This window comes from Caulobacter sp. UNC279MFTsu5.1 (genome assembly GCF_900114015.1).
Taxonomy (GTDB): Bacteria; Pseudomonadota; Alphaproteobacteria; order Caulobacterales; family Caulobacteraceae; genus Caulobacter.
On record NZ_FORN01000003.1, the window covers coordinates 83268 to 104189 of the forward strand.

General features: G+C 69.3%; 20 protein-coding genes and 1 riboswitch. Of the genes, 12 read left to right on the top strand and 8 right to left on the bottom strand.

What is annotated here, in order from left to right; genetic code table 11:
• Positions 1-18 precede the first annotated feature (18 nt).
• Positions 19-990, bottom strand: coding sequence for a 4-hydroxy-3-methylbut-2-enyl diphosphate reductase (gene ispH, locus BM066_RS01785; RefSeq protein WP_018061438.1), 972 nt, complete (start codon positions 988-990; stop codon positions 19-21).
• Positions 991-1150: 160 nt separating this feature from the next.
• Between ispH and BM066_RS01790 the strand changes: the two genes are divergently transcribed.
• Together BM066_RS01790 and BM066_RS01795 are read left to right on the top strand one after the other, a co-directional pair.
• Positions 1151-1855 carry a hypothetical protein gene (locus BM066_RS01790; protein WP_018061437.1) on the top strand — a complete coding sequence of 235 codons (705 nt, stop codon included), beginning with the start codon at positions 1151-1153 and terminating at the stop codon, positions 1853-1855.
• Positions 1852-3693: an arginine--tRNA ligase gene (locus BM066_RS01795; protein ID WP_018061436.1), complete on the top strand. Its 1842-nt coding sequence runs from the start codon at positions 1852-1854 to the stop codon at positions 3691-3693. Before BM066_RS01790 ends, BM066_RS01795 begins: the two co-directional genes overlap by 4 nt.
• 4 nt (positions 3694-3697) lie before the next feature.
• On the opposite strand, the gene BM066_RS01800 is transcribed toward BM066_RS01795, so the two are convergent.
• On the bottom strand, positions 3698-4516 hold the full coding sequence (locus BM066_RS01800) for an ORF6N domain-containing protein (RefSeq protein ID WP_089923912.1): 819 nt from the start codon (positions 4514-4516) through the stop codon (positions 3698-3700).
• Positions 4517-4650: 134 nt separating this feature from the next.
• A riboswitch (glycine riboswitch) is annotated at positions 4651-4741 on the top strand.
• Positions 4742-4894: 153 nt separating this feature from the next.
• On the opposite strand from BM066_RS01800, the gene gcvT reads away from it, so the two are divergent.
• From gcvT to BM066_RS01835, 7 genes are all read left to right on the top strand, one after another.
• Positions 4895-6022 carry a glycine cleavage system aminomethyltransferase GcvT gene (gene gcvT, locus BM066_RS01805; RefSeq protein WP_018061434.1) on the top strand — a complete coding sequence of 376 codons (1128 nt, stop codon included), beginning with the start codon at positions 4895-4897 and terminating at the stop codon, positions 6020-6022.
• A 24-nt stretch (positions 6023-6046) separates the two neighbouring features.
• Positions 6047-6412 (top strand): glycine cleavage system protein GcvH, encoded by a 366-nt coding sequence (gcvH, locus tag BM066_RS01810; RefSeq protein ID WP_018061433.1) that lies wholly within the window; start codon positions 6047-6049, stop codon positions 6410-6412.
• 2 nt (positions 6413-6414) lie between these two features.
• Positions 6415-6933 (top strand): hypothetical protein, encoded by a 519-nt coding sequence (locus tag BM066_RS01815; RefSeq protein WP_018061432.1) that lies wholly within the window; start codon positions 6415-6417, stop codon positions 6931-6933.
• Positions 6934-8280 carry an aminomethyl-transferring glycine dehydrogenase subunit GcvPA gene (gene gcvPA / locus BM066_RS01820; protein WP_018061431.1) on the top strand — a complete coding sequence of 449 codons (1347 nt, stop codon included), beginning with the start codon at positions 6934-6936 and terminating at the stop codon, positions 8278-8280. It abuts the gene before it with no gap.
• On the top strand, positions 8277-9848 hold the full coding sequence (gene gcvPB / locus BM066_RS01825) for an aminomethyl-transferring glycine dehydrogenase subunit GcvPB (protein ID WP_089923914.1): 1572 nt from the start codon (positions 8277-8279) through the stop codon (positions 9846-9848). The genes gcvPA and gcvPB overlap by 4 nt, the downstream gene beginning before the upstream one ends.
• Positions 9849-9981: 133 nt before the next feature.
• The gene (locus BM066_RS01830) at positions 9982-10413 is read left to right on the top strand and encodes a hypothetical protein (protein WP_018061116.1); all 432 of its coding nucleotides are present in this window, start codon (positions 9982-9984) and stop codon (positions 10411-10413) included.
• The gene (locus tag BM066_RS01835; protein ID WP_018061115.1) at positions 10410-10853 is read left to right on the top strand and encodes a hypothetical protein; all 444 of its coding nucleotides are present in this window, start codon (positions 10410-10412) and stop codon (positions 10851-10853) included. The genes BM066_RS01830 and BM066_RS01835 overlap by 4 nt, the downstream gene beginning before the upstream one ends.
• Before the next feature lie 228 nt (positions 10854-11081).
• On the opposite strand, the gene BM066_RS01840 is transcribed toward BM066_RS01835, so the two are convergent.
• The 5 genes from BM066_RS01840 to BM066_RS01860 form a co-directional block, all read right to left on the bottom strand.
• A complete protein-coding gene (locus tag BM066_RS01840) occupies positions 11082-11591 on the bottom strand; it encodes a F0F1 ATP synthase subunit B (RefSeq protein ID WP_089923917.1) in 510 nt (169 codons plus the stop codon).
• A 12-nt stretch (positions 11592-11603) separates the two neighbouring features.
• Positions 11604-12140, bottom strand: a complete 537-nt coding sequence (locus tag BM066_RS01845) for a F0F1 ATP synthase subunit B family protein (RefSeq protein WP_018061085.1) — start codon at positions 12138-12140, stop codon at positions 11604-11606.
• A gap of 116 nt (positions 12141-12256) precedes the next feature.
• On the bottom strand, positions 12257-12484 hold the full coding sequence (locus BM066_RS01850) for a F0F1 ATP synthase subunit C (RefSeq protein ID WP_018061086.1): 228 nt from the start codon (positions 12482-12484) through the stop codon (positions 12257-12259).
• 50 nt (positions 12485-12534) lie between these two features.
• Entirely contained in the window at positions 12535-13305 is a 771-nt protein-coding gene (locus BM066_RS01855) for a F0F1 ATP synthase subunit A (protein ID WP_089924122.1), read from the bottom strand.
• Between the two features lie 25 nt (positions 13306-13330).
• Positions 13331-13711: an AtpZ/AtpI family protein gene (locus BM066_RS01860; RefSeq protein ID WP_018061103.1), complete on the bottom strand. Its 381-nt coding sequence runs from the start codon at positions 13709-13711 to the stop codon at positions 13331-13333.
• Between the two features lie 357 nt (positions 13712-14068).
• Between BM066_RS01860 and BM066_RS01865 the strand changes: the two genes are divergently transcribed.
• From BM066_RS01865 to BM066_RS01875, 3 genes are all read left to right on the top strand, one after another.
• Entirely contained in the window at positions 14069-16045 is a 1977-nt protein-coding gene (locus BM066_RS01865; RefSeq protein WP_089923920.1) for a hypothetical protein, read from the top strand.
• A 104-nt stretch (positions 16046-16149) separates the two neighbouring features.
• Entirely contained in the window at positions 16150-16479 is a 330-nt protein-coding gene (locus BM066_RS01870; RefSeq protein ID WP_018061123.1) for a DUF6481 family protein, read from the top strand.
• A gap of 74 nt (positions 16480-16553) precedes the next feature.
• The gene (locus BM066_RS01875; RefSeq protein ID WP_089923923.1) at positions 16554-17348 is read left to right on the top strand and encodes a TSUP family transporter; all 795 of its coding nucleotides are present in this window, start codon (positions 16554-16556) and stop codon (positions 17346-17348) included.
• A 124-nt stretch (positions 17349-17472) separates the two neighbouring features.
• On the opposite strand, the gene smc is transcribed toward BM066_RS01875, so the two are convergent.
• Positions 17473-20919 carry a chromosome segregation protein SMC gene (gene smc, locus BM066_RS01880; protein ID WP_089923926.1) on the bottom strand — a complete coding sequence of 1149 codons (3447 nt, stop codon included), beginning with the start codon at positions 20917-20919 and terminating at the stop codon, positions 17473-17475.
• Between the last annotated feature and the right edge of the window lie 3 nt (positions 20920-20922).

Below are 20922 nucleotides of genomic sequence, written 5' to 3' on the forward strand. Positions count from 1 at the left end.
TTCCCAAGCCGGCAGAGTTTAGGCCGTCAGCAGCCGCGGCAGCTTGAAGGTCACGGTCTCCCGCGCCTCGACCAGTTCCTCGACGGTGACGTCGTAGCGCGTAGCGAGGGCGTCGAGCACGCCCTGGACCAGGTCTTCCGGCGCGGAGGCGCCGGCGGTGAGGCCGACGGCGTCGACCCCTTCGAACCACGACCAGTCGATGCCGCGAGCGTCGTCGATCAGGCGGGCGTCCCGGGCGCCGGCCCGCTTGCCGACCTCCATCAGCCGCACCGAGTTGGACGAGTTCTTCGAGCCGACCACCAGGATCAGGTCCGAGACGTCGGCCAGCATCTTCACCGCCTCCTGGCGGTTGGTGGTGGCGTAGCAGATGTCTTCCTTGTGCGGGGCGGCGATGCCCGGGAAGCGCTGCTTGAGCAGGTCGACCATCTCGGCGGTGTCGTCGACCGACAGGGTGGTCTGGGTCAGGAAGGCGACGTTGGCGGGGTCTTTCGGAACCCAGGCGCGGGCGTCGTCGATGTTCTCGATCAGGGTCACCGTGCCCTTGGGCAGCTGGCCCATCGTGCCGACGACCTCGGGGTGGCCGGCGTGGCCGATCAGCACGATCTCGCGACCGGCGTCGAAATGCTTCTGGGCCTCGACATGGACCTTGGACACCAGCGGGCAGGTGGCGTCGAGATAGACCATCTCGCGCGCCTTGGCCTCGGCGGGCACCGACTTGGGCACGCCATGGGCCGAGAACACCACGGGACGGTCGGCCGGGGCCTCGTCCAGCTCCTCGATGAACACCGCGCCCAGCGCCTTCAGGCGGTCGACGACGTGGCGGTTGTGGACGATCTCATGGCGCACATAGACCGGCGCGCCGAACTTCTGAATCGTCCGCTCGACGATCTGGATCGCCCGGTCGACGCCGGCGCAGAAGCCGCGCGGACTGGCCAGGATCACGCGGAGTTCGCGGCGGCCGGGGCTGGAGAGGGGCGAATGGGCGTTCATGGCCCGAACCTAAGGGTTCCGGGCCGCCCGCGCCAGCATCCGGCCGAAACTTGCGTGAAATCTGCTGCGCATTGCGACGTCACGCATATGCCTTTATCAGGCTCCATGACGCTGGTGGGGAATTCCCGCTCAAGCTTTCCAATCTCGAACCGGACGTTTCATGCGCCGCAATCTCTCCGTCGCCCTCAGCGCCCTGATGGCCCTCTCGATCGCCGCCACGGCGACGACCGTCCACGCCCAGCAGGGGCGTCCCGGTCAAGGCGGCCAAGGCGGCGACGACGACCAGGCCGCCAAGAAGAAGAAGCGCGACGACGAGTGGAACCAGCCCAAGGCGCCCCTGGCCCAGCTGCGCAACGCCGGCCCGTGCCCCTATGTGAAGGTGCTGTACGACGCCAGCCGCTATGTCGAGTTCAAGGACGGCAAGGAGTCCGCCGCCCAGACCGCCTATACCGGCGAGATCCAGGGCCTGTCCTCGGGCTGCGCCTACAAGAGCAACGACCCGATCAAGATGCAGGTCCAGATGCTGTTCGAGCTGGGCCGCGGCCCGCAGGCGACCGGCTCGCAGAAGACCTATCGCTACTGGGTCGCGGTGACCGAGCGCAACAAGGACGTCCTGGCCAAGGAATATTTCGACCTGCCGGTGACCTTCCGCGAGGGCCAGGATCGCGTCTATGCGACCGAGACCCTGAAGACCATCACCATCCCGCGGGCCGACGAAAAGGTCAGCGGCAGCAATTTCGAGGTCCTGGTCGGCTTCGACGTGACCCCGGAAATGGCCGCCTTCAACCGTGACGGCAAGCGCTTCCGCGTCAACGCCGGCCAGATCCAACAGGCCCAAGGCCAGCAGACCCAAACCAAGCCATGAGTGATTTGAAGCGGTCCCTGAGCGAGGCGGCCGCGGCCGCCTTCCAGGCCGCCGGACTGTCTCCCGACTTCGGTCGCGTCACCGCGTCCGACCGGCCCGACCTGGCCGACTTCCAGTGCAACGGGGCCCTGGCGGCCGCCAAGAGCGCCAAGCGCAATCCGCGCGAGATCGCCGTGCAGGTCGTCGACATCCTGAAAACCGACCCGCGCCTGGCCTCGGTGGAGATCGCCGGCGTCGGCTTCATCAACATGCGCGTCTCCAGCGACGCCCTGTCGGTCCGCGCCAACCAGATCGCCGCCGACCCGCGCGCCGGGGCCGAGCCGCTGGCCAGCCCGCGCCGGGTGCTGGTCGACTATGCCGGCCCCAACGTCGCCAAGCCGATGCACGTGGGCCACCTGCGCGCCTCGATCATCGGCGAGTCGGTCAAGCGCCTGTACCGCTTCCGCGGCGACGACGTGGTGGGCGACGCCCACTTCGGCGACTGGGGCTTCCAGATGGGGCTGCTGATCAGCGCCGTCATGGAGGAGGACGCCTTCATCCGCGCTCTGCTCGAGCGCCTGGTCGAGGCCCCCCGCGGATTCTCCAAGGCCGACGAGGACAAGGTAATGGCCGAGTTCGCCCAGCGCGTGTCGCTGGAGGACCTGGACCGCCTCTACCCCGCCGCCTCGGCGCGCCAGAAGGAAGACGCCGAGTTCAAGGAACGGGCCCGCAAGGCCACCGCCGAGCTGCAGAACGGCCGCTTCGGCTACCGCCTGCTGTGGCGCCACTTCGTCAACATCAGCCGCGTGGCGCTGGAGCGCGAGTTCCATGCCCTGGGCGTCGACTTCGACCTCTGGAAGGGCGAGAGCGACGTGCAGGACCTGATCGCCCCGATGGTCCGCCAACTGGAGGACAAGGGGCTGCTGGTCGACGACCAGGGCGCCCGGATCGTCCGCGTGGCCCGTCCCGGCGAGACCAAGAAGAAGAAGCTGCCCGACGGTTCGGTGGTCGAGGTCGAGAGCCCTGACCCGCTGCTGGTCGTCTCGTCGGAAGGCTCGGCCATGTACGGCACGACCGACCTGGCCACGATCCTGGATCGCCGCAAGTCGTTTGACCCGCACCTGATCCTCTACGCCGTGGACCAGCGCCAGGCCGACCATTTCGAGCAGGTGTTCCGCGCCTCCTACCTGGCCGGCTACGCCGAGCCGGGCGGGCTGGAGCACATCGGCTTCGGCACCATGAACGGGGCCGACGGCAAGCCGTTCAAGACCCGCGCCGGCGGGGTGCTCAAGCTGCACGACCTGATCGAGATGGCCCGCGAGAAGGCCCGCGAGCGCCTGCGCGAAGCCGGCCTGGGCGCCGAGCTTTCGGACGAGGCCTTCGAGGACATCGCCCACAAGGTCGGCGTCGCCGCCCTGAAGTTCGCCGACCTGCAGAACTTCCGCGGCACCTCCTACGTCTTCGACCTCGACCGCTTTACCAGCTTCGAGGGCAAGACCGGGCCGTACCTGCTGTACCAGTCGGTGCGCATCAAGAGCATCCTGCGCAAGGCGGCCGAGCAGAAGGTCGTCTCGGGTCCGATCGTGGTCGGCGAGCCGGCCGAGCGCGACCTGACCCTGCTGCTGGACGCCTTCGAGGGCGCGCTGTCGGAGGCCTATGACAAGAAGGCCCCCAACTTCATCGCCGAGCACGCCTACAAGCTGGCCCAGACCTTCTCGAAGTTCTACGCCGCGTGCCCGATCCTCAGCGCCGAGGAGCCGGCGGTCCGGGCCTCGCGCCTGGCCCTGGCCGAGACGACGCTGAAGCAGCTGGAGCTGGCCCTGAACCTGCTGGGCATCGAAGCGCCGGAACGGATGTAGGCCGTCAGGGACGCTCAAGATCCTTGAGCGTCGCCAGCAGTCCCTCGACCCCGCCGGTCTCCAGATACTGCTGGGCCACCAGCACCAGGCGCAGCTGCTTGGCCAGCAGGGCCAACTGGCGGTGCTGGTTCTCGGTGCGCTTCTGGGCGGTCTCGGCCTCCAGGGCGTCGGCCTCGGCCAGCAGCTTGCGGACCTCGGCAAGGGTCTTCTCGTTCTGGACGCCGGCCCGTTTGAGATATTCCTTGATACTGCGCAGGCCCTCGGCGGCGATGGCGTGGGCCTCGTCGCGGACCGTGGTCTGGGTCTCTGGATCAGCGATGGCGTCGAGCACCCGGCCCAAGGCGCTGTTGAGCTTGCTCATCAGGCCTGTGCGGGCCTCGCTCTGCAGCGGCAGCAGCCCGCGCGCGTCGATCAGCGACGGCAGGTTGGCGCCGTCCGAAACCAGCGACTTGCGGCGAACCTCGACGAACACCTTGATGATGAAACGAGAGGCGGCGATGGCCTTGTCGGACTTCACCACGGTCGCCGCCATGAGGACACCGTGTTCGGTGAAGGCGTATGGTCGATAGCGTCGGCCGCCGTGCGGCACACTTGAGGTCACATTTTGTGACCTCAAGTTTGTGAACTCATCGGCGGAGAGCTGAAACGCGAAGCCGTCGAACTTAAGGGGGTTGCGGCGCACTTGCTGGTTTAAGTGTTTGGTTTCAATATCAAAAAGTCTCGCGAGGTCCGTGTCGAGGATCACCGATAGCCCTCGCGCCTCCAATACGGAGGGCGCTTCGCTAGCTTGAAATTCGTGGATGGAGGCGCGTTGGTCGGTCATGCCCGCCCTTGAGGTCACATTTTGTGACCTCAAGTTTTGCGGCGATCCGACCCAAATAACAATCCAAAGCTGTGCCCTGGCGGCTCCCTTCGCCTCGCCAGTTGACTCCCGCCGCCCCGTCGCCCAAACACGCCTCGACCCTCGCGGGAGACGTCGGGATTCTGTCCCGAGGCCGAAGGCGCAACCGCCCCGGAAACGCTCAGGCAAAAGGACCGCGCGGGTTTAGGAACGCTGGAAAGAGGCAGTCGGAAACGGTTGCCCGCCGAAGGAGCAAGGCCGTCTGGTGCGGCCGGAATCTCTCAGGTCAAAGGGACAGCGGGGGCGAGACCACCTGGCGAAAGCCGGGCGGCGTCGCCGACCCCGATTGGAGCCCAAAGCGTGTCCGACCCAAGCCTGTCCGGCCAAGATCTCAAGAAGACCCCGCTGTACGACGCGCATGTCGCGGCCGGCGCCCGCATGGTGCCGTTCGCGGGTTACGCCATGCCGGTGCAGTACAAGGACGGGGTGCTGAAGGAGCACCTGTGGACCCGCGAGCACGCGGGCCTGTTCGACGTCTCGCACATGGGCCAGGCCCGGCTGCGCGGCGCCGATCCCGCCAAGAGCTTCGAGAAGCTGGTCTCCGCCGACTACCGGGGCCTCAAGCCCGGCAAGCAGCGCTATGCCGTGCTGCTGAACGACCAGGGCGGGGTGATCGACGACCTGATGACCGCCCGTCCCGACGACGACGGCCTGTTCATCGTCGTCAACGGCGCCTGCAAGGACAACGACTACCGGATCATCGCCGAGGCCCTGGAGGGCGAGGCGACCGTCGAGCGCCTGGAGGACCGCGCCCTGCTAGCCCTGCAGGGCCCCGAGGCCGCCGCCGTCCTGGCCCGCCATGTCCCGGAAGCGGCGAACATGGTGTTCATGGACACCCTGGCCCTGACCGCCTTCGGCGTCGACGCCATCATTTCGCGCTCGGGCTATACCGGCGAGGACGGCTACGAGATCTCGGTCCCCGCGACCGAGGCCACGCGGATCTGGAACGCCCTACTGGAGGACGAGCGGGTCAAGGCCATCGGCCTGGGCGCCCGCGACAGCCTGCGCCTGGAGGCCGGCCTGCCGCTGTATGGCCACGACATGGACGAGACGGTATCGCCGATCGAGGCCGGCATGCCGTTCGCCGTCGGCAAGAGCCGCCGCGAGGCCGGCGACTTCCCGGGCGCCGAGCGGATACTCAAGGAGCTGGCCGGCGACCTCAAGCGCGTGCGGGTGAACCTGAAGGTGCTGGAAGGCGCGCCCGCCCGTGAAGGCGCGGAGATCGCCGACGCCGACGGCGCCGTGATCGGCAAGGTCACCAGCGGCGGCTTCGGCCCCAGCTTCGGCGGCGCCATCGCCATCGGCTTCGTGCCGCCCGAATTCGCGGTGGTCGGCTCGACGCTGAAAGTCATCGTCCGGGGCAAGGCGGCGGCCGCCGAGGTTGTCGCCAGTCCGTTCGTTCCCACCCGCTACGTGCGCAAGATCTAGCACTCAGACCAAAGGGCCAGACCAATGAAGTTCACCAAGGACCACGAGTGGGTCGAAGTCGCCGGCGACGTCGCCACGGTCGGCATCACCGCCTACGCCGCCGAGCAGCTTGGCGACGTGGTGTTCGTCGAGACCCCGGACGTCGGCAAGACCGTGAAGCAGGGCGAGGCTCTGGCGGTGGTCGAGAGCGTCAAGGCCGCCTCCGACGTCTACGCCCCGGTGTCGGGCGAGGTGGTCGAGGCCAATGGCGAGCTTTCGGACAGCCCCGAGACCGTCAACGCCGCGCCGGAGGCCGGCGGCTGGTTCGCCAAGATCAAGCTGAGCAATCCGGGCGAACTCGACGCCCTGATGGATCGCGACGCGTACGAAGCGTTCCTCGGCACGCTGTAGGCATGGTCCAGGTCCTTCTCCACAACTCGACTCTGACGCCCGCCCCGGCGGCTTATGGGGTCGCGGTGGAGAAGGCCCTGGCCGCGGCCGGCGCGACGCTGGGCCCGGACGGCGAGGTTGGCCTCAAGGGCCAGACGGTCCTGGTCGTGAATGTCGATCCCCAGGACGACATCGCCGTGATCGACCTGGCGCGGTTCGACGACGCAGCCTTCGACCTGGTCTTCGATCTGGCGCAAGCCACAGCCTCCTTTGTGGTCATGGGCGACGGCGCGGTCTGCGCGACGCCGGCGACCGGTCGGCCGCCGCCGACCTGGTCGATGGGCTTCCAGGCCCAAGCAACCGCCGACCGAGCCGATTTTCGCGACTGGCTCGCCGGCGACGTCGAGGACCAGCTGGCGGGGGAGGCCCACCAGGCCGCCGTCGCCCAAGCCCTCGCCAAGGCTCGCGCCGAGCGTGACTCCAAGCCCGCCCAACCCCTGTTCAAACGCCTGACGGACGCCCTTTTCGGAAAGTCGATCTAGATGCGCTACCTCCCCCTCACACCCGAAGATCGCGCCGACATGCTCGGCGTCATCGGCGCGGAGTCGATCGACGAGCTGTTCGTCGACGTCCCCGCCGTCGCCCGTCGCACCGACCCGGTCGACCTGCCGTTCCACGCCGGCGAGCTGGAGGTCGAGCGCGAGATGCTGGCCCTGTCGCGCCGCAACCGCTCGGCCTCGGAAGGTCCGTTCTTCGTCGGGGCGGGGGCCTATCGCCACCATGTGCCGGCCAGCGTCGACCACATCATCCAGCGGTCGGAGTTCCTGACCAGCTACACGCCCTACCAGCCCGAGATCGCCCAGGGCACGCTGCAGGTGTTGTTCGAGTTCCAGACCCAGGTCGCGGCCCTGACTGGCATGGAAGTGGCCAACGCCTCGCTCTATGACGGCTCCACCGCGGCCGCCGAGGCGGTGATGATGGCCACCCGGATCACCCGCCGCAACAAGGCGGTGCTGTCGGGCGGCGTCCACCCGCAATATGTCGGCACGGTCGAGACCCTGGCCCACGCGGCCGGCGTGGCCACCCAGCGCCTGGCGCCGGCCGTCGACGCCGAGGACGCGGTGATCGCCGCCATCGACGCCGACACCGCCTGCGTGGTCGTCCAGACCCCCAACGTGTTCGGCACGGCCACCGACGTGACCAAGATCGCCGCCGCCGCCCAGTCCGCCGGCGCCCTGCTGATCGTGGTCACCACCGAGGCGGTCTCGTACGGCCTGTTGAAGTCGCCCGGCGAGATGGGCGCCGACATCGTCGTGGCCGAGGGCCAGTCGATCGGCAACGGCCTGAACTTCGGCGGCCCCTATGTCGGCCTGTTCGCCTGCAAGGAAAAATACGTCCGCCAGGCCCCGGGCCGGCTCTGCGGCGAGACCGTGGACGCCGACGGCCGCCGCGGCTTCGTCCTGACCCTGTCGACCCGCGAGCAGCACATCCGCCGCGACAAGGCCACCAGCAACATCTGCACCAACAGCGGCCTGTGCGCGCTGGCGTTCAGCATCCACATGAGCCTGCTGGGCGAGAAGGGCCTGCGCCGGCTGGCCCTGGTCAATCACCACAAGGCGGTGAAGCTGCGCGACGCCCTGGCCGCCGTCCCGGGCGTGCAGATCCTGACCCCGCGCTTCTTCAACGAGTTCGCGATCAAGGTCTCGGTCAACGCCGCCGAGCTGGTCGAGACCCTGGCCGCCAACGGCGTGATCGCCGGCGTGCCGTTCTCGCGCCTCGACCCGGCCGCCGGCCTGGACGACGTGCTGCTGGTCGCCGCCACCGAGACCACGCCCGACGGCGACATCGCCCTCTTCTCCAAGGCCCTGACCAAGGTGCTGGCACAATGAGCATGAATTCCGTCGGACGGCCGACCCGTCCCGAAAGCGCCGACGTCAACGACTACGTCCATCCGACCCTGACCGGGGCCCGCGGCCTGCTGCAGGACGAGGCGCTGATCTTCGAACTGAACGCCTGGGACAAGACCGGGGTCGACCTGCCGGACGCCCCGGCGGCCGATGACCTGGGCGATCTGGTCCGCAAGGCGCCGATCGGCCTGCCGGGCCTGTCGGAGCCGGAAGCGGTGCGCCACTACGTGCGCCTGAGCCAGAAGAACCACGCCATCGACCTGGCCCTCTATCCGCTGGGCTCGTGCACGATGAAGCACAACCCGCGCCTGAACGAGAAGATGGCGCGGCTGCCGGGCTTCGCCGACATCCACCCGCTGCAGCCGCAGTCGACGGTGCAGGGCGCGATCGAGCTGATGGACCGCCTGGCCCATTGGCTGAAGACCCTGACCGGCATGCCCGCCGTCGCCCTGAGCCCCAAGGCCGGCGCCCATGGCGAGCTGTGCGGCCTGCTGGCCATCCGCGCCGCCCACGAGGCCAACGGACAGGGCCGCCGCAAGACCGTGCTGGCCCCGACCAGCGCCCACGGCACCAACCCGGCCACGGCCGCCTTCTGCGGCTACACCGTCGTCGAGATCGCCCAGACCGACGACGGCCGGGTCGACCTGGCCGACCTGGAGGCCAAGCTGGGCGACCACGTGGCCGCCATCATGGTCACCAACCCCAACACCTGCGGCCTGTTCGAGCGCGACGTGGTCGAGATCGCCCGCCTGACCCACGCGGCGGGCGCGTACTTCTACTGCGACGGCGCCAATTTCAACGCCATCGTCGGCCGGGTGCGCCCGGGCGACCTGGGCGTCGACGCCATGCACATCAACCTGCACAAGACCTTCTCGACCCCGCACGGCGGCGGCGGTCCGGGGGCGGGTCCGGTGGTGCTGTCGGCGGCCCTGGCCCCGTTCGCCCCGACTCCCTGGGTGGTGAGCCACGAGTTCGGCTTCCAGCTGATCGAGGAGGCCGTGGGGCCCGCCGCCCAGGCCTTCGGTCGGATGAGCGCCTTCCACGGCCAGATGGGCATGTTCGTGCGCGCCTACGCCTACATGCTCAGCCACGGGGCCGACGGCCTGCGCCAGGTGGCCGAGGACGCCGTCCTCAACGCCAACTACATCAAGGCCCGCTTGAGCGACCTGATGAGCCCGGCCTTCCCGAACGGCCCGTGCATGCACGAGGCCCTGTTCGACGACGCCTGGCTGGAGGGCACGGGGGTGACCACGCTGGACTTCGCCAAGGCGATGATCGACGAGGGCTTCCACCCGATGACCATGTACTTCCCGCTGGTGGTGCACGGCGCGATGCTGATCGAGCCGACCGAGACCGAGAGCAAGCAGGAGCTTGACCGCTTCATCGTCGCGCTGCGGGCCCTGGCGGGGGCGGCGAAAGGCGGCGAGGTCGACCGCTTCAAGGGCGCTCCCTACCATGCGCCGCTCAAGCGCCTGGACGAGACTCAGGCGGCCCGGAAACCGCGTTTGCGATGGAAATCTGTGGCCGCCACGCCACTGGCTGCGGAATAGAGGCCACAGTCGAACAAAAGGGGAGCAGGGCGCCTTTACGGAAGGGCGCCCCGTTCTCATATCGGGTTCTGTGAGCCGAGAAGGCCGGTCTTCGCCGGGATCGAACGGACCACGGAACCCGTTTGCTCCTGCCATGAACCTCGCCCTCGCCATGCCGCCCGTGCGCCTCTCCGCCGCCGACGAACTCGCCCGCGAGCTTCTCGGGCGGATTTCGCGCATCGTGCTGGTGGCCCTGGGCCTGGTTCTGATCCTGGCCGGTTTCCTGATCGCGCCGTTGCCCGGCCCGCTGGGCGTGCCCTTGACCGTGGTCGGCCTGATGCTGGTGCTGCGCAACTCGTTCCGGGCGCGCAAGCAGTTCGTCCGCTTCCAGCATGCCCACCCCAAGCTGCTGTTCCCGCTGCGCCGCCTGCTGCGTCGCGAGCCGGAAGTGTTGCCGGTGGCCTGGCAACAGGTGCTGCGCATGGAGCGCCTGATCGTGCCGCGCCGCTGGCGCGTGGCCAAGCGCTGGCGCCAAACCTTCAAACGTCAGGCGTTCAAGCGCCAATCGTCCAAGCAGGGCGCGTGAACTCGGCGGCCGAAACGCTCGCCAGGCTGCCTTCGAGGCTCTACCGCCGCCGTCGCCGCCTGGCCCTGGTCCTACGGGAAACCGCGGGGCGCGTCGCCCGCTGGGCGGCGCTGGCCTTCGGCGTGCTGGTGCTGCTGGCCGGGGTCGTCCTGACGCCCCTGCCGGGACATCTGGGTCTGCCGCTGCTGGTCGTCGGCCTGATGATCGTGCTGCGCAACTCGTTCCAGGCCAAGCGCCGCTTCCTGCGCTGGCAGCGCCGCCATCCCAAGCTGATCTTCCCGATCCGCCGCCTGATGCGCCGCGAGCCGGAGATCATGCTGGTGGCCTGGCAGCAGCTGCTGCGGTCCGAGAAGGTGTTCCTGCGCAAGCCCTCCTGGCGGGTGCTGAAGCGCGGCCGCAAGCACCTGAAGCGGCGCTGGCTGAAGAAACAGCCGGTTTAGATAAAGGCGACGCCCCCTCCGTCGGGCTTCGCCCGCCACCTCCCCCGTTTCACGGGGGAGGAGAAGACCTTCTCTCCTCACCCGCGCAGCGGGGGAGGTGGCGCGATGCGAATACGCATCGCGACGGAGGGGGCGTCCAACGCCCAGACCATTCGCTACGCTCACCGACCAACAAAAAGGGCGCGTCCCGGAGGACGCGCCCTTGATGTTTTCGCCGGAGCGAAACCGCTATTGCAGCTTCGAACCGACCTGGCCGATCGCCGTGTCGACGAGGCCGTCCGAGGCGCCGGTCGCGAGACGGGCGACCAAGATCTGTTCGGCGGCCTGAGCGGCGAGGTCGACAGCGGCCGACTTGACGTCGGCGGCGGCCTGGGCCTCGGCCTGGGCGATCTTGCGCTCGGCCATTTCGGCGCGGCGGGTGATCTGCTCCTCGAGCCGGGCCTTGGCTTCCGACGCGATCAGCGCGGCGTCGGCCTTGGCGGCTTCCAGCATGCCGGCGGCCTGGCGTTCAGCTTCTTCCCGCTGGGCCTTCACGTCGGCGAGCAGGGCCTGGGCCTCTTCCCGCAGTTGCTGGGCTTCGTCGAGTTCGGCCTTGATCTTGGCCGCGTGGGCGTCGAGCGCGCCGAACAGCGCACCCGGCAAGACCTTGAGCACGACCAGCAGGCCGATGAACAGGGCCAGGCCGATCAGGACCCACAGTTCGGGATTGGCGAGATCGAAGAGGGCTTCGTGTTCCATCGTCGTCTCTCCCTAGGCCAGCGAGGCCTTGAGCTCGGCGGCCGAAGCCGCCTTGCCCGTCAGCTTCTCGACAATGGCGCCGGCCGTCTCCGAGGCCACCGCGCGGACGTGGCCCATGGCCTCGTCGCGGGCGACCTGGATGCGGCCTTCGGCGGCGCTGAGCTTTTCAGCCAGCACGGCCTCTTCCTTCGCCTGACGCTCGGCGGCCTCGGCCGAAGCCTTGGCCTTGGCGTCCGCCGCGGTCTTCTGGGCCTTGGCGCGAGCCTCGGCCACCTCAGCCGCGGCCGCGCGGGCCTGGACCTCGGCCTCGTCCTTCAGACGACGGGCGTCGGCGATGTCGCCGGCGATCTTGGCGCCGCGGGTCTCGATCGCGCCGCTGACCTTGGGCAGGAGCGCCTTGGACAGCACCGCGTAGAGGACGGCGAAGATGAGCAGCAGCCAGACGATCTGGCCGCCCCAGTGCTGGAACTGCAGCTGGGGAAGCCCGCCGCTTTCCTGCCCGTGGGGGGGCTCAGTCGACTCGACCGTGCCGTGATGTTCCGTCGCCATGGGCGAAGAAGCCTCTTAGGTTGGAGCATTTTCGAACGGGGAAAATGCTCGAAGAACGAGTCCGGGGCGCCGTTGGTCCGCGGAACTGGCCGCGAGACCGACCGCGCCCCAGGGTTTTACTTCGAGAACAGGATCAGGAAGGCGATGACCAGGGCGAAGATGCCCAGGGCTTCAGTCAGGGCCATGCCCAGGAACAGCATCGGACGCTCTTGAGCGGCCGCGGTCGGGTTGCGCAGGGCGCCTTGGAAGTAGTTGCCGAACATGATGCCCAGGCCGATGCCCGCGCCGATCATGCCGAGCATAGCCAGGCCGGCGCCGATGAACTTAGCGGCGGAAGCGTCCATGATTGAGACTCCTTGGGAAGTAGGGTGTTGGTTGAAAGACTAAAGGTTGATCAGTGGCTGTCGAGGTGCACGACGTCGTTCAGATAGACGCAGGTGAGCACCGCGAACACGAAGGCCTGAAGGAAGGCCACCATGAACTCTAGGGCCGTCAGGGCGACGACGGAGGTCAGCGACAGCAGGCCCACCAGCCAGTAGGCCGGGGCCATGGCCAGCAGGATGGCCACGAAGGTCGCGAAGATCTTCAGCACCACGTGGCCGCCCAGCATGTTGCCGAACAAACGGAGGGCCAGGGTGATCGGGCGGATCAGGAACGAGATGATCTCAATCGGCACCAGGATGATGTAGAGCACCGGCGGCACGCCCGACGGGGCGAACAGCTTGAAGAACTTGAAGCCGTTCTTGGCGAAGCCGACGCCGATGACCGTCAGGATGACCATCATGCCCAGGGTCAGGGTCACGGCCAGCTGCGAGGTCGCGGTGAAGCCCAGGAAGTTGCCGGTCCAGCCGAACAGCATGCCCTGCAGGTTGGCGAACAGCACGAAGGCGAACAGGGTGAAGACGAAGGGCAGGTACTTCTTGCCGTCGTGGCCGATGATCGAGCTGGTCAGGCCGTCGACGATTCCATAGAGCATCTCGCCCACGGTCTGCAGGCGGCCCGGGACCACCGCGCCCTTGCCGGCGAAGGCGTAGAAGGTGACGATCAGGAACGCCGACAGCAGCATGGCGGCGATCGAGTTGGTGATCGACAGGTCGATCGCGCCCAGGCCCGGGACAGTAAAGGACGGCAGCTCCACGATCTTCTGGATCATGAACTGGTGCATCGGGTCGATCGGCGTGGCCAAGGCCCTAGTCTCTCTTCTGCTTGGGGGCGGTAGACCCGCCTCCCGTGTCTCCGTCGGTTCCGTCCTCGGCGGACTTGGCCGACGCCTGCGCGCTCAGTTTTGTCGCCTTGCGGACGACGATGTAGATCGAAGACCCCATGCCGATCAGCAGACCGCCGACCATGCCCCAGGGCCTCGTGCCGACGTAGCGGTCGAGCAGCCAGCCGAAGCCGAGCCCCACCAGAACGCCCCCGATCAGATCCGCCAGAAGACGATAGCCGTCCTGGGACGATTTCTCGTGCTCGGCGCGCATCGGCTTTTCCGCCGCCTTTCGCGCCTCGAAAGCGGCGATCCGAGCGTCCAGGCTTTGCGGGGCCTTGTCGTTCGGTTCGTCGGCCTTGGGCATGGGAAGCGGTCAGGTCCGATAGCGCCCGCGGCCGCCTCAAAAGAGGCGGTTTTCCGGCCGGCTTGATCGCGGCGGAACCTATAGGGCGCGCTGCGGTGCGTCAAGGTTGGGCGGTATCCCATCAAGCGACGGTTTTATAACGGTTTTTCGAGATTTTAGAACCGCGCGCCGGAATCAGCGCGCCCTTACGTGATCGACGGAGGTTTCCAGGCGAGGGGTTCCGGCGCGGAACGAGGCGCTGTCGAGGCGCGGTCCACAGATTTCCCTCGCGTCGCCGGTCGCGCCAATCCTATGGTACCGCAACCATGACCGGACGCCTCGACGCGCCGGCGGGTTCATCGAGGGAAGAAACCAGTCATGATCCGCGTCACCCGCAGTCTGCTCGGCGCCGCGGCGCTGTGCGCGCTCCTCGCGCCCGCCGCCCTTCCGTCCAGCGCCCAGGCCGCCCCGGCCGCCAAGCCGCAGCCGGCCTACAGAAACTTCCGCGCCGCGATCTACATCGCCGTCAACAACGCCAAGGCGCTGGCCGACAAGGCGACCTTCGACCGCGAGTTCGAGCGCGCCAGTCGGCAGCTGCGCTTCGACAAGGTCTATCTGGAGGTCTATCGCGACAAGAACTTCGCCAGCGACGAGCAGATCGCGCGGGTCAAGGGCTGGTTCGAGGAACGCGGCGTCACGGTGGCCGGCGGGATCACCCTGGCGGCCGGCGGCGAGGGCGGCCAGTTCGGCACCTTCGACTACGAAAAGCCGGCCGACCGGGCCGAGTGCGAAAAGGCCGTGCGCCTGGCGGCCAAGCACTTCGACGAGGTGATCCTCGACGACTTTTTCTTCTACACCTCCAAGAGCCCGGCCGACATCGCCGCCAAGGGCGACCGCAGCTGGAGCCAGTACCGGCTGGAGACCATGCGCAAGGTCAGCCAGGACCTGGTGATCGGCCCGGCCAAGGCGGTCAATCCCAAGGTGCGGATGATCATCAAGTACCCCAACTGGTACGAGCACTTCCAGGGCACGGGCTACGACCTGGAGAAGCAGTCTCAGATGTTCGACGGCATCTACACCGGCACCGAGACCCGCGATCCGGTGGTCACCGACCAGTTGCTGCAGCAGTACGAGAGCTATTCGATCATCCGCTACTACGACAACATCCGGCCCACCGGCTCGAACGGCGGCAAGGGCAATGGCGGCGGCTGGGTCGACACCTTCTCGACCCTCTATGTCGACCGCTACGCCGAGCAGCTGTGGGACACCCTGCTGGCCAAGGCGCCGGAGATCACCCTGTTCAACTGGCGGCCGATGAATGAGGCCAAGGCCGTCGAGCCGGGCCAGCGCCCGTGGAAGGACAAGGCCACCAGCTTCGACTGGAAGGCCATGGTCGCCAGCTACAGGCCCTCGGGCCAGACGGGCGACCCGGGTCCGGGCTGGGGCCGCGCGGCGGGCTGGTCCCTGGAGAAGATCGACAAGGACCTGGGCCTTCTGGGCAATCCGATCGGGATCGCCAGCTACAAGCCCTACCAGTCGTCGGGCGAGGACTTCCTGCACAACTACCTGGGCAATGTCGGCATTCCGATCGAGCTGTCGCCCAACTTCCCGAAGGGCGCCGACGTCGCCTTGCTGACCCAGGCGGCGGCCAAGGACCCGAAGATCGTCGAGGAGATCAAGGGCAACCTGCTGGCCGGCAAGACGGTGTTCATCACCTCGGGCCTGCTCTCCGCCCTGCAAGGCAAGGGCATCGAGGACATCCTCGAGGTGCGCGACACCGGCCGCAAGGTGGCCCTGCACGACTTCCTCAACGGCTACGGGGCGGGCAACGGCGAGAGCCTGAACGACCGGGGACGCGATACTCCGCCGGTGCTGTTTCCGGAGCTGGCCTTCTACACCAACGACAGCTGGGGGATCATCCGCGGCGTGGCCAACGCCAAGGGCTTCCCGATCCTGCTGATGAACCGCTACGGCGGCGGGGTGCTCTATGTGATCACCATGCCGGAGAATCCGGGCGACCTCTACAACCTGCCCCAGGGCGTGACGACCGAGATCAAGCGCTACCTGCAGCGCGACTTCCCGGTGCGGCTGGACGCCCCGGACCGGGTCAGCCTGTTCGCCTACGACAACGGGACCTTCGTGGTGCAGTCGTTCCGCGACGACGACACGGCCGTGAACCTGTCGCTGCTGGGCGCGGGCGTGAAGCTGCGCGACATGACGACCGGCCAGCTGGTCACGGCCAGGCCGGCCGACGGCAAGGCGGACGCCTGGCGCCGCCAGGGCGTGCCGGTCCGCACCGAGTTCGCCGCCGCCGTCGCCCCGCACAGCTACACGGTCTACCGGATCGAGAAGTAGCGGTTGAGATTTCCCCGGCGCGACCATTCGCGCCGGGGATGATCCATTGCATTTCCGGGCGTTTTGGGGTCTTAGGAGCGCACTTTCCACCAACCAGAAGATTCATGTCGCACCTGAAGAACACCGGCTTCGCCGATCGCATCTCCGCCGCCGCCGAAGCCAAGAAGGCCATGCTGGCCAAGATGAAGGTGAAGCCGACCGTCCAGGACCCCAATTTCGAGCAGCGCCACGCCGAGCGCGAAGCCGAACTGGAACGGGTCCGCGCCGAGCGCGCCGCGATCAAGGAAGCCGCCCGCCAGGAAGCCTTGGCCAAGGAAGAGGCCGCCCTCGCCGAAAAGCGCGCTCAGCGCAAGGAGCGCAAGGCCCTGACCGCCGCCGAGCAGAAGGCCGCTCGCGACGCCAAGTACGCCGCCCGCAAGGCGCGCCAGAAGTAATCATCTGAACTACTCGCTCTATCGCGTGGTCCCGACCCCGTCCGAGGGGCGGGCCATGCGAAGGGCTTGAGCTCATGCACGTCGATTTCGCCCTGCTGGCCACGATGTTCGCCGTGGCGGCGATCGCCGGGGCGTTCGACGCCATCGCCGGCGGCGGCGGCCTGCTGACCGTCCCGGCCCTGCTGCTGACCGGCATGAACCCCGTCGCGGCGCTGGGCACCAACAAGCTGCAGGGCGCGGTCAGCGCCATCTCCTCCACCACCGCCTTCGCCCGTCGCGGCCTGATCGACTGGAAGACCGCCCTGCCGGTGGCCGGCGCGGCGGCGGTCGCTGGCCTGTGCGGCGCCCTGTGCGCCAGCCTGCTGTCACCGCGCGTCCTGGCGGCCCTGGTGCCGATCCTGCTGATCGTCATCGCCCTCTATTTCGGCTTTTCGAAAGGGCTGAAGGGCGAGGACGTCCATCCGCGCCTGACCCTGCCGGTGTTCGCCTTCTGCGTGACGCCGCTGATCGGCTTCTACGACGGGATCTTCGGCCCGGGGGCGGGGGCGTTCTACATGGTGGCCATCGTCACCCTGCTGGGCTACGGCGCGCTGAAGGCCACGGCCCACACCAAGCTGGCCAACGCCGCCTCGAACCTGGGCAGCCTGTCGCTGTTCATCCTGAAGGGCGTGGTGGTCTGGCCGATCGGCCTGGCCATGGCCGCCGGGGCGTTCCTCGGCGCGCAGGTCGGCTCGCGGCTGGCCATGCGGTTCGGCGCGCGGCTGATCCGGCCGCTGCTGGTGGTGATGTCGTGCGCCATGGCGGTGAAGCTGCTGAGCGATCCGGCCAATCCGCTCAGGCATGCGGTCGTCGGGCTATTTGGCGGCTAGCCCTTGCCCCCTACGGGTCGCTTCGCGACCGTCTTCCCCCACAGGGGGAAGAGCCTGCCGAGGCGGCTCCGCCCCTATGGGGGCGGACAGACCGCGAAGCGGTCAGGTGGGGCAGGTGGGTGAGCTACTGCGCCGCCACCAGCTGCTCGGCCGTCGACAGATCCACGCTGACCAGCTGGCTCACCCCGCGTTCGGCCATGGTCACCCCGAACAGGCGGTCCATCCGGCTCATGGTTACCGGATTGTGGGTGATGGCGATGAACCGCGTGCGGGTGCGGCGGCGCATCTCGTCCAGCATGTTGCAGTAGCGGTCGACATTCGCGTCATCCAGCGGGGCGTCGACTTCGTCCAGCACGCAGATCGGGGCCGGGTTGGCCAGGAAGACGCCGAAGATCAGAGCGCTGGCGGTCAGGGCCTGCTCGCCGCCGCTCATCAGGCTCATGCTGGCCATGCGCTTGCCGGGCGGGCAGGCGAAGATCTCCAGGCCCGCTTCCAGCGGATCGTCGCTCTCGATCAGCTTCAGCTCGGCCTGGCCGCCGCCGAACAGGGCCTGGAAGAGGGTCTGGAAGTTGGCGTTGATCACCTCGAAGGCCGCCAGCAGGCGCTCGCGCCCCTCGGCGTTCAGCTCCTCGATGCCGGCCCGCAGCTTGCCCACGGCGCCCGACAGGTCGGCCCGCTCGGTGCGCATGGTCTCCAGGCGAGCGGCGTATTCGTTGGCCTCCTCCTCGGCGCGCAGGTTCACCGGGCCGATGGCGTCGCGCTCTCTTTCGAGAGCAAAGAGGTGAGCTTCCACACCCGCGGCGTCCTTGGGCACGGCCACGGCCTCGCCGGCCACGTGGCGGCCCAGCTCCTCGGGCTCCATGCGGGCCTGCTCGCGGATGGCCCCCGCCACCTCGGCGAAGCGGTCGCGGGCGGCGTCCAGGGTGGCCACCAGGCCGGCGCGCTTCTCGCGGGCCTCCGAGGCGGCCTGTTCGGCGGCGCGGGCGGCGCGGTCGGCGTTGAGGCGAGCGGTCTCGGCGGCCTCCAGGGCGTCCGAGGCCTTGGCCCGGCGGTTCTCGGCGGCGGCGAACTGCTCGACGATGACCACCAGCTTTTCGGCCAGCACCGTCGGGGCCTCGCGGGCCGCCTCCAGGGCGGCGGCGGCCTTGACCCGGTCGGCCTCAAGACTGGTCTCGCGCTTGGCCGAGGCCTCGCGGCGCTTGGTCCAGTCGGCGTGGTCGCGCTCCAGGCTCTCCAGGCGGCGGGCCCGGCCGGCGGTCTCGCGGGTCTCCTGGTCCAGGGCCGAGCGGGCGGCGGCGGCGGCCTCGCGGGCGGCGGTCGCCGCCTGGCGGGCGGCGGCCAGCCGCGGGGCCAGGTCCTCGGCGCTCTCGACCCCGGCGCTCTCGGCGCGGACGGCGGCCAGGGCCGTGTCGGCCTCGACGCGCTCGGCCTCGAAGCGGGCGATGGTGTCGTCCAGCGACTGGGCGCGCGCCTCGCGCTGGGCCGCTTCGCGCTCGTAGCGGGCCACCTGCTCGCGGGCGCCGGTCAGCAGGCGCTCGGCGTCGGGCGGGCCACGGCGTCTATCCCGAAGGGTTTCTTCAGCGACCCGCAAGGCGTCGGCGGCGGTTTTCAGGGCGGCGGTGGCGGCCTCGGCGCGGGGCGCGACCTGGTCGATCTCAGCCTCGACCTCGGCCAGGCGGGTGCGTTGCTCCAGCCGCACGGCGGCCGGTTTGGGGGCGTCGGCGCGGGCCACGAAGCCGTCCCAGCGCCACAGGTCGCCTTCCTTGGACACCAGCCGCGCGCCCACGGGCAGGCCCTTGGCCAGGCGGTCGCCGTCGGCCCGCTCGACCACGGCCACGTGCGACAGGCGGGCGGCCAGTTCCGGCGGGGCCTTGATCAGCGGGGCCAGCGGCTGGGCGCCCTCGGGCCAGGTTACCGGCTTGGCCTCGGCGCCCGCCCAGAACGAGGCCGCGCGAGGATCCAGCGCGGCTTCCAGGTCGTCGCCCAGGGCGGCGGCCAGGGCGGCGCCGTAGCCCTTGTCGGGCGTCACCGCGTCCAGGGCTGGCGAGAAGCCGCTCTTGGCGCGCGGGGCGGTCAGCTGGGCCAGGCCCCGGGCCTCGGTGCGCAGCCGGCCCAGCTGGTCCTCGACCTTGCGGGCCAGGTCGCGGGCCTGGGCCTCGGCGGCGGCGGCCTTGACCCGCACGGCCTCGGCTTCCTCGAGGGCCTGCCGGGCTGACGCGAGACCCGCCTCGGCGTTGGCGAAGCGCTGGCGGGCCTCGGCGGCGGCCGGGTCGACCACCGGACCGACGGCGGCGCGCTCGGCCTTGGCCTGGTCCAGGGCGCGGACCGTGCGGGCCAGGCGACTCTCGGCCTCGGCCAGGCGCTGGGCGGCGGCGCGGGCCCGGGCGTCCTCGGCGGCGGCGCGGGCGGCCAGCTGCTCGACCTCGCCATCGGCCTTGGCGCGGGCGTCCTCGGCGGCCTTGGCGGCGGCGGCCAGTTCGGGGCCGCGGGCGGGGGCGGCGGCGATCAGGGCGCGCAGCTCGGCCAGTTCGGCGTCAGCCCGGGCCAGGGCCTGGACGGCGTCCTGCAGCCCTTGCGCCTCACGCGAGCGGTCGTCGTCGATGCGGGCCAGGTCGGCCGACAGCCGCTCGAACTCGGCCTGGGCGGCTTCGGCCTCGCGCTCGGCCCGGTCCTTCTGGATGGCCAGCTGGCCCAGGATGGCCTGGGCGATCGAGGCCTCCTCGCGCAGCGGCGGCATGGCCGTCTCGGCCGCCAGGATCGCGGTCTGGGAGGCGGCGGCGGCGCGGGCGGTCTCCTCGACGGCGCGAGCCGCCTCGGTGGCCTCGGCCTGGGTGCGGTTGAGGGTGTCGCGGGCCTCGGTCCAGCGGGTGTAGAGCACCGCGCCCTGCACGGCGCGGATCTCGGCCGACAGGCGCTTGTACTTCTCGGCCTGGCGGGCCTCGCGGCGCAGCCGGCCCAGGGCGGTCTCCAGCTCGCGGGCCACGTCCTCCAGCCGCGAGAGGTTGGCCTCGGCGGCCCGTAGCCGCAGCTCGGCCTCGTGGCGGCGGGTGTGCAGGCCCGAGACCCCGGCCGCCTCCTCCAGGATGCGGCGGCGGTTCTGCGGCTTGGCGCCGATCAGCTCGCTGATCTGGCCCTGGCGGACCAGGGCCGGCGAGTTGGCCCCGGTCGAGGCGTCGGCGAACAGCAGCTGGACGTCCCGCGCCCGGACCTCGCGGCCGTTGATGCGGTAGGTCGAGCCCTCGCCCCGGTCGATGCGGCGCACCACCTCCAGCGTCGGGTCGTCGTTGAACTGGGCCGGCGCCGTGCGGTCGGCGTTGTCGATGGTCAGGGTGACGTCGGCGTGGTTGCGGGCCGGGCGGTTGCCGCTGCCGGCGAAGATCACGTCGTCCATGCCGCCCGCGCGCATGGCTTTGGCCGAATTGGCGCCCATCACCCAGCGCAGGGCTTCCAGCAGGTTGGACTTGCCGCAGCCGTTGGGACCGACGATGCCCGTCAGGCCGGGCTCGATCCGGAACTCGGTCGGTTCGACGAAGGACTTGAATCCCGAAAGGCGCAGGCGCTGGAATTGCACGGC

What these genes read in the sequence shown, in the direction of transcription:
- ispH (WP_018061438.1), bottom strand. Translation starts at nt 990, where the DNA reads ATGAACGCCCATTCGCCCCTCTCCAGCCCCGGCCGCCGCGAACTCCGC.
- BM066_RS01790 (WP_018061437.1), top strand. Translation starts at nt 1,151, where the DNA reads ATGCGCCGCAATCTCTCCGTCGCCCTCAGCGCCCTGATGGCCCTCTCG.
- BM066_RS01795 (WP_018061436.1), top strand. Translation starts at nt 1,852, where the DNA reads ATGAGTGATTTGAAGCGGTCCCTGAGCGAGGCGGCCGCGGCCGCCTTC.
- BM066_RS01800 (WP_089923912.1), bottom strand. Translation starts at nt 4,516, where the DNA reads ATGACCGACCAACGCGCCTCCATCCACGAATTTCAAGCTAGCGAAGCG.
- gcvH (WP_018061433.1), top strand. Translation starts at nt 6,047, where the DNA reads ATGAAGTTCACCAAGGACCACGAGTGGGTCGAAGTCGCCGGCGACGTC.
- BM066_RS01815 (WP_018061432.1), top strand. Translation starts at nt 6,415, where the DNA reads ATGGTCCAGGTCCTTCTCCACAACTCGACTCTGACGCCCGCCCCGGCG.
- gcvPA (WP_018061431.1), top strand. Translation starts at nt 6,934, where the DNA reads ATGCGCTACCTCCCCCTCACACCCGAAGATCGCGCCGACATGCTCGGC.
- gcvPB (WP_089923914.1), top strand. Translation starts at nt 8,277, where the DNA reads ATGAGCATGAATTCCGTCGGACGGCCGACCCGTCCCGAAAGCGCCGAC.
- BM066_RS01830 (WP_018061116.1), top strand. Translation starts at nt 9,982, where the DNA reads ATGAACCTCGCCCTCGCCATGCCGCCCGTGCGCCTCTCCGCCGCCGAC.
- BM066_RS01840 (WP_089923917.1), bottom strand. Translation starts at nt 11,591, where the DNA reads ATGGAACACGAAGCCCTCTTCGATCTCGCCAATCCCGAACTGTGGGTC.
- BM066_RS01845 (WP_018061085.1), bottom strand. Translation starts at nt 12,140, where the DNA reads ATGGCGACGGAACATCACGGCACGGTCGAGTCGACTGAGCCCCCCCAC.
- BM066_RS01850 (WP_018061086.1), bottom strand. Translation starts at nt 12,484, where the DNA reads ATGGACGCTTCCGCCGCTAAGTTCATCGGCGCCGGCCTGGCTATGCTC.
- BM066_RS01855 (WP_089924122.1), bottom strand. Translation starts at nt 13,305, where the DNA reads ATGCACCAGTTCATGATCCAGAAGATCGTGGAGCTGCCGTCCTTTACT.
- BM066_RS01860 (WP_018061103.1), bottom strand. Translation starts at nt 13,711, where the DNA reads ATGCCCAAGGCCGACGAACCGAACGACAAGGCCCCGCAAAGCCTGGAC.
- BM066_RS01865 (WP_089923920.1), top strand. Translation starts at nt 14,069, where the DNA reads ATGATCCGCGTCACCCGCAGTCTGCTCGGCGCCGCGGCGCTGTGCGCG.
- BM066_RS01870 (WP_018061123.1), top strand. Translation starts at nt 16,150, where the DNA reads ATGTCGCACCTGAAGAACACCGGCTTCGCCGATCGCATCTCCGCCGCC.
- BM066_RS01875 (WP_089923923.1), top strand. Translation starts at nt 16,554, where the DNA reads ATGCACGTCGATTTCGCCCTGCTGGCCACGATGTTCGCCGTGGCGGCG.